Here is a 12,746-nt window from a genome sequence, read left to right as displayed (position 1 = left end):
GTTGATAGGCCAGATGTGGAAGCCCGGTAACGGGTGGAGCTGACTGGTACTAATAGGCCGAGGGCTTGTCCTCAGTTGCTCGCGTCCACTGTGTTAGTTCTGAAATAACGAACGGCCGTGTTCATATCCGGTGTTGGTTAATTTCATAGTGTTTCGGTGGTCATTGCGTTAGGGAAACGCCCGGTTACATTCCGAACCCGGAAGCTAAGCCTTTCAGCGCCGATGGTACTGCAGGGGGGACCCTGTGGGAGAGTAGGACGCCGCCGAACAAATATTACGGACTAGCCCCGTGCCCTTGTGGCACGGGGCTTTTCTGCGTTTGGTGTGCGGAAAGGCCAAGCAAGCGGCCCTGCCGCTCTCTACAGGCGGCCGGCCGCCTTCAGGGCAAGGTAGGCGTCGGCCAGCGCGGGTGCGAGGTCGTTGGGGGCGGCGTCGACGACCGTGACGCCATGACGCCGGAGTTGGTCCGCAGTGCGGCGGCGTTGGGCCTGAGCCTGAGTGCCGGCGGCAGCTTCGTAGGTCGCGTCCACTGTGCCCCGTGCCTGGGCCATCGCTTCGACGTGAGGGTCGGCGACCGCTGCGACCAGGACCGTGTGGCGGCGGGTCAGCTCCGGAAGGACCGGCAGGAGGCCCTCTTCGATGGGCGCGGCGTCCAGACCCGTGAGCAGGACGATGAGTGAACGGCGGGGAGCATGCGCCAGTGCGGCCGTGCTGAGGCCGTGGGCGTCGGTTTCCACCAACTCAGGCTCCAGGGTGGCCAGCGTGCTGACGACCGTCGACAGGACGTCTCCGCCCGCTGTCCTGCCCCGCACCTGCGCTCGGACACGCCGGTCGTAAGCCATCAGGTTCACGCGGTCGCCCGCGCGGGTGGCGAGGGCAGTGAGGAGCAGGGTCGCGTCCATCGCGGCGTCGAGTCGCGGGACATCGCCCACCCGGCCTGCTGAAGTGCGGCCGGTGTCGAGGACGATGAGGACGTGGCGGTCGCGCTCGGGGCGCCAGGTGCGCACAGCGACCGCGGACTGGCGTGCGGTGGCCCGCCAGTCGATGGATCGGGTGTCGTCCCCCGGAACGTAGGCACGCAGGCTGTCGAACTCGGTGCCTTCTCCGCGTGTGAGCACACTTGTCCGGCCGTCGAGCTCTCGCAGCCGGGCTAGGCGCGACGGCAGATGCTTCCGGCTGGTGAAGGGCGGTAGGACCCGGACTGTCCAGGGCACGCGGTGATATCCCTGCCGGGCCGCCAGACCGAGGGGTCCGAACGACCGGACCGTGACGCGGTCGGCCTCGCGGTCGCCACGCCGCGACGGGCGTAGGAGCGTGGTGAGGCGGCGGCGCTCTCCGGCCGGTACGTCGAACTGGTGCCGGGACGAGGCCTGTTCGGCCTCCGAGGTCCAGCTGCTGGGCGGCCAGGCGTCACGGAGGTGGGCGCGGAGCAGGCGCCGGGACGGATTGGTCACAGTGAGTTGCACTGATGCGGTGTCACCGAGTCGAACGGATGTATCACCGGATCGGGTGAAGTGGAGCGTACGCACTGGCGCGGCCAGGGCGTAGTCGCACAGAATTGCCAGTGAGAGCGGGATGTCGACCGCGAGCAGGCCCGTCCAGCTGGGGGCCAGGATGCCTACGGGGAGTGACGCCAAAGCCGCTACCAGGGCGGCGCGTCCGGTGAGGGCCATGGTCACCTCCTCACCGGGGGACGGGGACGTGGGCGAGGACAGAGGTGATGACGGAGTCCGCGGTGACTCCCTCCATCTCGGCTTCGGGCCTCAGCTGGATGCGATGACGAAGTGTGGGCAGAGCGAGAGCCTTCACATCGTCCGGGATGACGTAGTCCCGGCCTGTGAGCCAGGCCCACGCCCGTGCGGTGGAGAGCAGAGCGGTGGCTCCTCGGGGGGAGGCGCCGAGAGTGAGCGAGGGGGAATCACGCGTGGCACGACAGATATCCACGACATAGGCGGCGATCTCAGGGGAGACAGAGGTCTTGGCGACTGCGGCGCGCGCCGCTTCAAGGTCGGCGGGGCCTGCCACGGGCTGGATGCCCGCTGCCCTGAGGTCGCGAGGGTTGAACCCGTCCGCGTGGCGAGTGAGCACGTTGATCTCGTCCTCGCGTGAGGGCAGGGGGACTGTCAGCTTGAGGAGGAAGCGGTCCAACTGGGCCTCGGGCAGGGGGTAGGTGCCCTCGTATTCCACCGGGTTCTGGGTGGCCGCCACCAGGAAGGGGTCGGGCAGCGGACGGGGAGTCCCGTCGATGGTGACCTGACGTTCCTCCATGGCCTCCAGCAAGGAGGACTGCGTCTTGGGAGGGGTTCGGTTGATCTCGTCGGCGAGCAGGAGATGGGTGAACACCGGCCCGGGCTGGAAGGAGAACTCGGCGGTGCGGGCGTCATAGACGAGTGAGCCCGTGACATCGCTCGGCATCAGGTCGGGTGTGAACTGGACGCGCTTGGTGTCGAGTTCGAGGGAGGCGGCAAGCGCGCGGACCAGCAGGGTCTTGGCCACCCCGGGTACGCCTTCCAGCAGGACATGGCCGCGACAGAGGAGAGCGACGACCAGTCCGGTCACGGCCGGGTCCTGGCCGACCACGGCCTTGGCGATCTCGGAACGCAGCGCTTCCAGGGATGCGCGGGCGCTGCCGGAGTCAACAGGGGCCGCAGGGGCCCCTGCGGCCCCCGTGAACTCGGTGGTCTCCGGGGTCGGGGCGCTCATGAAGTGCGTACCTCTCTTTCGAGGGCGTCGAGTTGATCGGTCAGAAGAACCAGCGCGGCGTCATCGGCCGGTGCAGGGCCGAAGAGGAGGGCGGCGGCGTCCGTGCCCGGGGTGCTGAGGCGCGCGGCGACGGCGGGCAGGAGCACAGCGGGGTAGTCGGTGTCGCGGGGAGACACGCCGAGGAGGGGGGAGATGCGGTTCCGCGTGGCGGAACGCAGTGCGGCTGCGGCGCGGTCGCGGGCGTCGGACTTGCGGTAGAGACGGGCCCGGCCTTCGGCGGATTCGGAGGCACGGATGGTCACCGGCAGTCGCTCGGTGACCAGCGGGCCGAAGCGGCGGCCACGCCAAATGGCGGCGAGGGTGGCGGCGAGGGCCAGTTGGAGGGTGCCCCAGAGCCAGCCCGAGGGGATGAGGGCGATGAAGCCGCTTTCTCCTCCGGCTCCGTCGTCACCGCTGTCGTCCCCGCCGGATGTGCCGCCTTCGGCGGCGGAGGGATCGTCGAGCGAGGGGAGGTACCAGACGAGATGCGGGCGGGAACCGAGAAGTTGCAGGCTCAGCGAGGCGTTGCCCTGCTGGTCGAGACGGTCGTTGTGGAGGACGTCGGGGGAGCCGAGCAGCACGGTGTCGCCGGCTGCTTGCCCCGGCACGACGAGGAGGGAGGCGAGACCGTGGTCCGGGTAGCAGGCGGTGGCCTCGCGTACGGCTGTCGCGTAGTGGATGCCGCCCATGTCGGTGGCGCCGGCGGCGCGGGCCGCGGGGAGTTCGCAGCGTGGAGGACGCGCGGTCACCGGGCCGTGGGATTCCTGGTGCACGCCGGGAGCGAGCCGGGCCACGGAGGGGCCGCCGGGGGCGACGAGGACGGTACGGCCCGCGGAGTCCGCGGTCGTCGCGCGGAGGCGCCGCTGCTGGTGGGCGGTGAGCATGTTGGGCCCGGTGACGAGCAGGGTGGTGTCGGGGCCGGCCGCACCGGCGGCTTCGTCGAGGGTCGTGGCGACATCGACGGATACGCCGCGCTCCTTGAGGAGTTCGGCGACCGCCCGGCTGCCGTACGGGTCCGCGGAGCGGGGATCGAGCCGACCGTGCTGGCCGCCGGAGCGGAAGGCGGCGATGGCGACACCTGCGACGACGAGGATGAGGGCGGCGAACAGCAGTCCCCGGACGCGCTGCCAGATCTGGTGGGGGCTGCGGGACTCCGACGTGACGGGATCGGCCCCGGTGGCGGTCATCCGGCAGCGTCCCCTGCCGCGCCGGTGATGGCCGGCGACGGCTTGGTGGCCTCAAGGTCCAGGTCGAGCGTGCGCAAGGTCAGGTACGCGGACTCATCGGCTGCGCGGCCTCCGTATGTGACCTCGTCGAAGACCCGGGCGGCGGCGCGGAGCCGGTCGGCGTGTGCGGGCATCAGCTGGCCCGCCTCGGCGGCCGCCTCGTCAGCGGTCCGTCCGGGGCGCGGGCCGAGCACGGCCCGGTCCTCGAGGGAGCGTACGAGGGCACGCATCCGTTCCTGGACGGCTTCGGTCCAGCGTCGGCCCTCGGCGTGTGCGGCGGCTGTGGCGCGGTGGTCGGCCGCGCTGCGCGCGGTGTCGCCGAAGAGGGTCTCCGCCAAGTGGGCGGTGCCCCGCGGTGTGCCGAGCCTCCACCACAGGGCGGCCCCCAGGCCGACGATGACCAGGACGAGCACGACGAGCCCGAGCGGGCCGCCGGGGGCGGCCCCTGCGGCGCCGGCGAAGAGGTCGCCGACCCAGTCCCAGAAGCGGTCGAGACCGCGTTCCAGGAGGTTCGGATCGTGTTCGTGGTACATCGGGTCGGACAGTTCGTCCCGCGCCGCTTCACGGGCGGGGACGCGTGAGGTGTCCACGGGTATGTCCCCGCCCGCCCGGATCAGCCGTACCGCTGCGGTGGTGCCCCCCGCCCCCGTCACCGCATCAGCTCCTGAGGGTGTCGTAGCCGGGCACGCCCGCGGCCCGGGCGAGTTCGAGGTCGAGGGCCTCGCGGCGGATGCGCTGGTCGACGTAGAGCAGGGCCATCACGCCGGCGGTGAAGGGGTAGGCGAGCGTCGAGATGATCACGTTGCCAATGCCCGTGATGACGAGGAAGGGCCAGCCGAAGTTCGTCGAGGTGCTGTTGAGGAACTCGCTCAGACCGTCGCTGTCCACGGTCACGGCGATGATGCCGAACGGGATCGCGATGATCAAGGTCAGGACGATGACCAGCACGTAGCTGAGAGCCAGGATGCCGAATGTCCGCCACCAGCTGCCGTTGACCAGCTTGGCGGACCGGCGCAGCGAGGTGAGTACGGGCTGCCGCTCCAGCATCAGCGCGGGCGCCGCGAGCGTGAAGCGGACCATCAGCCAGAGGACGACCGCGAAGCCGGCGAGGAAGCCGAGGGCGGTCAGGGCGAGCCCGCCCCCACCGCTGCCCAGGGCCAGGCCGGGAAGCAGCCCCACCACCATGATCGCGATGCTCATCAGGCCCAGCAGAAGCGTCAGCCCGAGCAGCGGAAGGAGCCGGGGGCGCGCCTCGGACCAGGCCTCGGAGAGCGTCACGGCCCGGCCCAGCACGGAGCGGCTGATCACCACGGTGAGGACCGAGGTGGTGATGAGCGTGGCGATCATCGCGATGAGCGTGCTGGGGGCGCTGTTGAGCAGCTGGGACTGTGCCGAGTCGGTGGCCTGGCGGAGGGCCTCCGCCCCGGTGGCGTTCGGGTCGACCGACTTCTGCTCGGGCAGGAGATAGCGCTCCACGAGAATGATCACGATCTCGGCGATCACGGCGACGGTGAGGCTGATACCCAGGACCGTGCGCCAGTGCGTGCGCATCGTGGACACCGCGCCGTCGAGGATCTCGCCGACGCCCAGGGGGCGCAGCGGGATGACGCCGGGCTTGGCGGCCATGGGCCGGCCGCCCCATCCGGGCCCCGGAGGCATGCCGCCCCAGCCCGGGGCCGGCGGTGGTGCGCCCGGGCCTGCGCCGGGGGCGCTCGGCGGGTACCACTGTCCCGGCGGCGGCTGCGCGGGAGACCACTGTCCGGCCTGCCCGCTGCCGTCGACGGGGGAGGAAGGGTTGGGAATGCCCGTCCCCTGGTCGTCGGAGGGGGCGGATCCGGGCGAAGCCCAGCCCGGAGAGTCGTTCATCGTCGCTCCTTCACAGTCCTGCCCGCTCATCGGGGCGGCAGGTCGGCAGCCATCGTGTCACGGGCCGGTCCTGCGCGGGCCTGGCCCTGTATCTCCTTCTTGCCTTCGTGCGCGGGCGGTTCAGCGGGCAGACTGGGCGGATGGCTGATCAGGATGAGCAATCGCCGGTGGGTATCGAGCCTCCGGCTCTCTCCGTACTCCGCTGGGACGGGCCTCCGCAAGGCCCTGCGGTGGTGCTCCTCGACCAGACGCGGCTGCCTGCCGAGGAGGTCGAGCTGGTGTGCGCCGATGTGCCGGCGCTGGTGCGGGCGATCCGGACGCTGGCGGTGCGGGGGGCGCCTCTGCTGGGTATCGCCGGAGGTTACGGGGTGGCACTGGCCGCCGCCCTCGGTGAGGACGTGGCGCGGGCGGCGGAGCTGCTTGAGCGGGCGCGGCCCACCGCGGTGAATCTCGGGTACGGCGCGAGGCGGGTGGCGCGGGCGTACGAGGCGGCTGTCGGGAGAGGCGCGAGCCCGGAGAGGGCCGCCTTGACGGCCCTGGAGGAGGCGCGGGCCCTGCACAGGGAGGACGCGGCGGCCAGCGACCGGATGGCGCAGTACGGTCTGGAGCTGCTCGGGGAGCTCTTGGCGGGCGGAGGCGGGCATCGGTTGCTGACCCACTGCAACACCGGGGCGCTCGTGTCCGGCGGCGCGGGGACAGCCTTCGCGGTGGCGCTGCGGGCGCACCGGAAGGGCAGCCTGCGCCACCTGTGGGTGGACGAGACCCGGCCGCTGCTCCAGGGCGCCCGGCTCACGGCGTACGAGGCGGGGCGGAACGGGATGCCGTACAGCCTGTTGACGGACAGTGCCGCGGGCTCGCTGTTTGCGGCGGGGGAGGTGGATGCCGTAATCATCGGGGCGGACCGCATTGCCGCGGACGGCTCGGTGGCCAACAAGGTGGGGAGCTATCCGTTGGCGGTGCTCGCGAAGTACCACCATGTGCCGTTCCTGGTCGTGGCGCCGACGACCACGGTCGATCTGGAGTCGGTGGATGGCACATCGATCGTCGTGGAGCAGCGTTCCGCGACGGAAGTGACAGAGTTCACACCCAAGCCGGGTGCTGCGGCTGGAGGTGAAGGGGGCGGGACGGTTGTCGCGCCCCCGGGGGCCCAGGCGTACAACCCCGCATTCGACATCACGCCGTCGGAACTGGTCACGGCGATCGTCACGGAGGAGGGCGTCATTTCCCCGGTCACGGGGGTCGGACTGGCAGAGCTGTGTGCCAGGTCATCGCAGGTAACGATTAGCTAATGGGATGATGTCGTTTATGAAGGGACGCGTCCTTGTCGTCGACGACGACACCGCACTGGCCGAGATGCTCGGCATTGTGCTGCGGGGAGAAGGTTTCGAGCCGTCGTTCGTAGCGGACGGCGACAAGGCACTGGCCGCATTTCGTGAGGCCAAGCCGGACCTGGTGCTGCTGGACCTCATGCTGCCCGGACGGGACGGCATCGAGGTCTGCCGGCTGATCAGGGCCGAGTCAGGTGTGCCGATCGTCATGCTCACTGCCAAGAGCGACACGGTGGATGTGGTGGTGGGCCTGGAATCCGGGGCCGACGACTACATCGTCAAGCCGTTCAAACCGAAGGAGTTGGTTGCCCGGATCAGGGCGCGTTTGCGGAGGTCCGAAGAGCCCGCACCGGAACAGCTGACGATCGGTGACCTGGTCATCGACGTGGCCGGTCACTCGGTGAAGCGGGAAGGTCAGTCCATCGCTCTCACCCCGCTGGAGTTCGACCTGCTGGTCGCTCTCGCGCGTAAGCCTTGGCAGGTCTTCACCCGTGAGGTGCTGCTGGAGCAGGTGTGGGGCTACCGCCACGCCGCGGACACCCGCCTGGTGAACGTGCACGTCCAGCGGCTCCGCTCGAAGGTGGAGAGGGACCCGGAGCGGCCGGAGATCGTGGTGACCGTCCGCGGTGTCGGTTACAAGGCCGGACCGAGCTGACATGACCCTGGGCAGCGCTGCTCCGCCACCCGGGGTGCCCGGGGCCCGTACGGGGCGGGCTGCCGGTCAGGCACGGAGCACTCCTCGCTTCGGACGGGCTCCGCTGGGCGGTCGGTTGTTCCGCGACCGGACGCCCGGCGGCCCCGTGCCACGGCTGCTGATGCGGTGGATCCGTGGCCCGCTGCTGCCGGCTGTCCGCCTGTGGCGGCGCAATCTGCAGCTCCGTGTCGTGGCGGGGACGCTGCTGATGTCGATCGCCGTGGTGCTTCTTCTCGGCTTCGTCGTGATCGGGCAGGTCCGCAACGGTCTGCTCGATGCGAAGGGCAAGGCCGCCCAGACACAGGCGGCCGGCGGTTTCGCGGCCGCCCAGACGAACGCGAACGCGCCGCTCGTCCCCGGGGACCAGAGCGAGGAGGGCGCCGACGGCATGACGGCCAACACCTCCTGGCGCACCGAGCTCGTCGACCAGCTCGCCAGCGGTGGCACGAACGCCTTCAACGTGGTGGCGCTCAGCCCCGACTCCGTCGGGCACGGCACCACCAGCCGCGCTCCCCGTGGCTCGGGCAGCGTGGAGGCGTCCAGCATCCCGCAGAGTCTCCGGGACGACGTGGGCAAGGGAGCGGGCGCCTTCCAGACGTACTCGCTGATCCGGTACTCGCACGGGAAGGCCTCGGAGCCCGGGCTCGTCGTGGGTAAGCGGCTCTACGACGTCGACCACAACCCGTACGAGCTTTATTACCTCTTCCCGCTCTCGCAGGAGGAGAAGTCGCTGACCCTGGTCACGACGACCCTGGCGACGGCGGGCCTGTTCGTGGTCGTGCTGCTCGGTGCCATCGCCTGGTTCGTGGTGCGCCAGGTCGTCACACCCGTACGGATGGCGGCAGGGATCGCCGAGAGGCTTTCCGCGGGCCGGCTCCAGGAGCGGATGAAGGTCACCGGTGAGGACGACATCGCCCGCCTCGGCGAGGCCTTCAACAAGATGGCGCAGAGCCTTCAGCTGAAGATCCAGCAGCTGGAGGAGCTCTCCCGCATGCAGCGGCGTTTCGTCTCGGACGTCAGCCATGAGCTGCGCACCCCGCTGACGACCGTGCGGATGGCCGCCGATGTCATTCATGAGGCGCGGGTCGACTTCGACCCGGTCACGGCCAGGTCGGCGGAGCTGCTGGGGGACCAGCTCGACCGCTTCGAGTCGCTCCTGTCCGATCTGCTGGAGATCAGCAGGTTCGACGCGGGAGCCGCGGCGCTGGAAGCCGAACCGATAGACCTGCGCACGGTCGTCCGGCGGGTGATCGGCGGTGCCGAGCCGCTGGCGGAGCGCAAGGGCACCCGGATCCGGGTGGTGGGTGACGAACAGCCCGTGGTCGCGGAGGCTGACGCGCGCCGTGTCGAGCGGGTCCTGCGCAATCTCGTCGTCAACGCCGTCGAGCACGGTGAGGGCCGCGACGTCGTCGTGCGCATGGGGGTCGCGCAGGGTGCCGTGGCCGTGGCGGTCAGGGATTACGGCGTGGGGCTCAAGCCCGGCGAGGCGACCAGGGTCTTCAACCGCTTCTGGCGGGCGGATCCGGCGCGCGCCCGCACCACCGGTGGCACGGGGCTCGGGCTGTCGATCGCCGTCGAGGACGCCCGGCTGCACGGCGGCTGGCTCCAGGCCTGGGGCGAGCCCGGTGGCGGCTCGCAGTTCCGGCTCACCCTTCCGCGTACGGCGGACGAGCCGCTGCGGGGGTCGCCGATACCCCTGGAGCCGGAGGACTCCCGGCGCAACCGGGAGGACCGTGAGCGTGTGGATGTGGCGTCGGCGACGAGCGATCACCGGCTGATGCCCGTACCGAGCGGGAGTGGTTCCACGGCTCGTCCTCACCTGGGCGTGCCGTCGCGTGGATCCGCCCCGTCGCGCGCGACGGGGTCCGTCGATCCGGCGGCTCTGCCGGGCAGTGGAGCACGTGTGGTGTCGCGTCAGGCCGGGGACCGGCCGGGCAGGGGCGCCGAACCAGAGACGCAGGATCCGGAGCAGCAGGAGGACACGACTCGTGGACACTGACCGCCGTCGGTGCGGCCGCGCAGTGCGGCTGTCCGTGCTGCTGGGCTGCGTGGCCATGGTGCTCGCCGGGTGCGGGGCGATGCCGGTCACCGGGGACGTGAAGGCGGTCGACGCCTCGCAGCCGGGGGACTCCCAGGTCCAGGTGTACGCGGTACCCCCGAGGGAGGGTGCCACCCCCATCGAGGTCGTCGACGGCTTCCTGGAGTCGATGACCAGCGACGACCCCGATTTCGCCACGACCCGCACCTACCTGACCGCGGAGGCGGGCCGCACCTGGGAGCCTGGCGAGGGCACGACGGTGCTCGCGAAGGCGCCCAACCGCAACGGGCCCACGATCCATGACAAGGAACGCAGGGGCACCGAGACCACCTACACGCTGACCGGCGAACAGGTGGCGGCGGTCGACGCGCAGAGTTCGTACCGGCCGCTGGCTCCCTCGGAGTACTCCCAGATGCTTCATCTGGTCCGGGAGAAGGCAGCGGACGGCAAGAAGGAATGGCGCATCGACATCGTGCCGGACGGTCTGGTGCTCGGGCAGTCCGACTTCAAGCGCCTCTACCGGTCCGTGAACAAGTACTACTTCGCCGCAGGCCGGACCGACGACGCGGCCGCACTGGTCGCCGACCCCGTCTACGTACGCAACCGTACGGACCCAGTCACACGGATGGACACGGCCACCCAGACCGTGCGGACGCTGCTGCAGGGCCCGTCGAACTGGCTGCGGCCGGTGGTCGATTCGCGCTTCCCCGCGGGTACGGCGCTGAAGCGCGGGGTCACCTCGCTGACGACGGACGACCAGAACGTCCTGAAGGTGCCGCTCAACAAGAAGGCCGAAGAGGCCGGTCAGAGCACCTGCCGGCTGATGGCGGCCCAGGTGCTCTTCACGCTGCGGGACCTGACATCCGCCCGGGTGGGGCAGGTCGAGCTGCAGGGCGAGCAGGGACCGCTGTGCTCCCTCGGGGCGGACGAGGCCGAGGATTTCGCCGCGGACAGGGGGGCCGGTGTCCCCGACAGCCAGTACTTCGTGGACGACAAGGGGCGGGTGCAGCGCATCCCCGGAAGCAGCAAGGGGAGCGGTGATCCGGAGCCGGTGCTCGGTCCGCTGGGCAGCGGGACGGTCGCCATGAGCGCCGTCGGTGTGGCCCGGGACGAAGAGCAGGCCGCCGCGGTCTCGGAGGACCAGCAGCATCTCTACGTCTCCCCCCTCACCGAGGACAGCGAGCCGTCCGGCCCTGTCGTGACGAGTCATGCGAAGGAGGCCGGCGACCGGCTGTCGGCACCGAGCTGGGACGGCACGGGAGCCCTTTGGGTCGCCGACCGCGATCCCTCCGATCCCAGGCTGCTGCGTCTTGCCGACGGTGCCGGGGAGCCGAAGGAGGTCTCGGTGCCCGACCTGAACGGCGGGCGGATCGAGGCGCTGCGGATGTCGTCCGACGGGGTACGGATCGCGCTGCGGGTGTCGAAGGACGGGCACACCACGCTGCACATCGGCCGGGTCGAGCGTCATGGCTCGGGAGAGGCCGAGCAGGTGTCGGTGCAGGATCTGCGCCAGGCCGCACCCCAGCTGGCCGATGTGACGGCTTTCTCCTGGTCGGGCCGCAGCCGTCTCGTGGTGGTCGGCAAGGAGGAGGGCGGTGTGCAGCAGGTGCGCTACGTCCAGGCCGACGGGTCCACGTCGTCCTCCGGCGTCCTGCCGGGCGTGAACCAGGTGACGGCTGTCGCGGCCGCCGACGACGACCAGCTTCCGCTGATGGCGGACACCGAGAGCGACGGGATAGTGAAGCTGTCGCCGGGGGACAACTGGCAGACCGTTCTCAAGGAGGGCTCCTCGCTGGTCTACCCGGGCTGATCCACCCGGCTGAGCGGCCGCCCCTCCGGGAGGGGCGGCCCCCGTTGTCCACCGCCCCCCGTTGTCCACCGCCCCCCGTTGTCCACCGGCCCCGGCTGTCCACCGGCCCCGGCTGTCCACAGGGGTTTTCCACAGGGATGGCCGAGTGCCCGGCGCCCGGTCACAGTGGGAACGTGCGGAGTTGGTGGCGGGAGATCGCCGGACTGGTGCTGCCCGTGGCCTGCGGGGGCTGCGGCAGGCCGCGGACGGAGCTGTGCGAGGGGTGTGCCGCGTGTCTGGCGGCCGGGCCGCGGCGGGTGAGGCCGTCGCCGGAGCCCGAGGGGCTGCCCCCGGTCCACGCGGCGGCGCCGTACGAGAACGCCGTACGCGCGATGCTGCTGGCCCACAAGGAGCGGGGGGTGCTCGGCCTTGCCGGGGTGCTCGGTGGGGCTCTGGCGGACGCTGTGCGGGCCGGCGCGGGGCATGCGGGAGACCGGGGGCCGCTGCTGCTGGTTCCCGTGCCGTCGTCGCGGCGCGCCACGGCCGGGCGTGGGCATGATCCGGCGCGCAGGATCGCGGCCGCGGCAGCGGCCGAGCTGCGGCGCGGGGGTGCGCGGGCCCGGATGCTCGCCGTGCTGCGGCAGCGGCGCGCGGTGGCCGACCAGGCGGGGCTTGGGGCCAGGGAGCGGCAGCTGAATCTGGCGGGCGCTCTCGGCGTCGTGGACGGCGGCCGGAGGCTGCTCGACGGGGGCCGGGTCGTGCTGGTGGACGACCTGCTGACGACCGGCTCGTCGCTGGCGGAGGCGGCGCGCGCGGTCCGTTCGGCGGGCCGGGCGCCAGGAATGCGCGCCGCGGTTGTCGCAGCATCTCCGTCTGCCTTCGAAATAAACCGGAACTGACAGATAACTTGCATCGTTGCAGGTAGTGGGTGGGTAACGAGACCCGATCGGAGGTACGCGTGAGTAGCGGGTGCCGACACGGTGGTGGGCAAGCTATGTTCGGTTGTGAGGGACGGTGAATTCCGTGCCTCCGCGAATGCGCCACCAGGTTTCGGGCAGGTAAC

The 12,746-nt window shown here is 70.9% G+C and carries 10 protein-coding genes and 2 rRNA genes; 7 read left to right on the top strand and 5 right to left on the bottom strand.

The window, feature by feature from the left end:
- Together AB0C75_RS02120 and rrf are read left to right on the top strand one after the other, a co-directional pair.
- Nucleotides 1–73 (top strand): 23S ribosomal RNA (locus AB0C75_RS02120); the annotation flags it as partial.
- 79 nt (nucleotides 74–152) lie between these two features.
- A 5S ribosomal RNA gene (rrf, locus tag AB0C75_RS02115) occupies nucleotides 153–269 on the top strand.
- Between the two features lie 90 nt (nucleotides 270–359).
- Here rrf and AB0C75_RS02110 read toward each other — a convergent pair.
- Genes AB0C75_RS02110 through AB0C75_RS02090 form a run of 5 tightly spaced genes read right to left on the bottom strand, consistent with a single transcriptional unit; the run spans nucleotide 360 to nucleotide 5,834 of the window.
- Nucleotides 360–1,673, bottom strand: a complete 1,314-nt coding sequence (locus AB0C75_RS02110; protein ID WP_362886118.1) for a DUF58 domain-containing protein — start codon at nucleotides 1,671–1,673, stop codon at nucleotides 360–362.
- Nucleotides 1,674–1,683: 10 nt separating this feature from the next.
- A complete protein-coding gene (locus AB0C75_RS02105; RefSeq protein WP_362886116.1) occupies nucleotides 1,684–2,703 on the bottom strand; it encodes a MoxR family ATPase in 1,020 nt (339 codons plus the stop codon).
- Nucleotides 2,700–3,929 (bottom strand): DUF4350 domain-containing protein, encoded by a 1,230-nt coding sequence (locus AB0C75_RS02100; RefSeq protein WP_362886114.1) that lies wholly within the window; start codon nucleotides 3,927–3,929, stop codon nucleotides 2,700–2,702. The genes AB0C75_RS02105 and AB0C75_RS02100 overlap by 4 nt, the downstream gene beginning before the upstream one ends.
- A complete protein-coding gene (locus AB0C75_RS02095; protein ID WP_362886112.1) occupies nucleotides 3,926–4,621 on the bottom strand; it encodes a DUF4129 domain-containing protein in 696 nt (231 codons plus the stop codon). Before AB0C75_RS02095 ends, AB0C75_RS02100 begins: the two co-directional genes overlap by 4 nt.
- Nucleotides 4,622–4,625: 4 nt before the next feature.
- Nucleotides 4,626–5,834 (bottom strand): glycerophosphoryl diester phosphodiesterase membrane domain-containing protein, encoded by a 1,209-nt coding sequence (locus AB0C75_RS02090; protein ID WP_362886110.1) that lies wholly within the window; start codon nucleotides 5,832–5,834, stop codon nucleotides 4,626–4,628.
- Between the two features lie 140 nt (nucleotides 5,835–5,974).
- Between AB0C75_RS02090 and mtnA the strand changes: the two genes are divergently transcribed.
- The 5 genes from mtnA to AB0C75_RS02065 all read left to right on the top strand — a co-directional run bounded on the left by mtnA (nucleotide 5,975) and on the right by AB0C75_RS02065 (nucleotide 12,582).
- On the top strand, nucleotides 5,975–7,123 hold the full coding sequence (gene mtnA / locus AB0C75_RS02085) for an S-methyl-5-thioribose-1-phosphate isomerase (RefSeq protein WP_362886109.1): 1,149 nt from the start codon (nucleotides 5,975–5,977) through the stop codon (nucleotides 7,121–7,123).
- Between the two features lie 4 nt (nucleotides 7,124–7,127).
- A complete protein-coding gene (gene mtrA, locus AB0C75_RS02080) occupies nucleotides 7,128–7,817 on the top strand; it encodes a two-component system response regulator MtrA (RefSeq protein WP_362886107.1) in 690 nt (229 codons plus the stop codon).
- Nucleotide 7,818: 1 nt separating this feature from the next.
- Complete coding sequence (gene mtrB / locus AB0C75_RS02075) at nucleotides 7,819–9,855, top strand: MtrAB system histidine kinase MtrB (protein WP_362886105.1); 2,037 nt, start codon at nucleotides 7,819–7,821, stop codon at nucleotides 9,853–9,855.
- Nucleotides 9,845–11,704, top strand: a complete 1,860-nt coding sequence (locus AB0C75_RS02070; protein ID WP_362886104.1) for an LpqB family beta-propeller domain-containing protein — start codon at nucleotides 9,845–9,847, stop codon at nucleotides 11,702–11,704. Before mtrB ends, AB0C75_RS02070 begins: the two co-directional genes overlap by 11 nt.
- A 173-nt stretch (nucleotides 11,705–11,877) precedes the next feature.
- Nucleotides 11,878–12,582: a phosphoribosyltransferase family protein gene (locus tag AB0C75_RS02065; protein WP_362886102.1), complete on the top strand. Its 705-nt coding sequence runs from the start codon at nucleotides 11,878–11,880 to the stop codon at nucleotides 12,580–12,582.
- Nucleotides 12,583–12,746 lie beyond the last annotated feature (164 nt).

Source organism: Streptomyces sp. NPDC048565 (assembly GCF_040650935.1).
Taxonomy (GTDB): Bacteria; Actinomycetota; Actinomycetes; order Streptomycetales; family Streptomycetaceae; genus Streptomyces.
The sequence above is the reverse complement of the archived record's forward strand: the minus strand, read 5'-3'. Positions and strand labels throughout refer to the sequence as shown.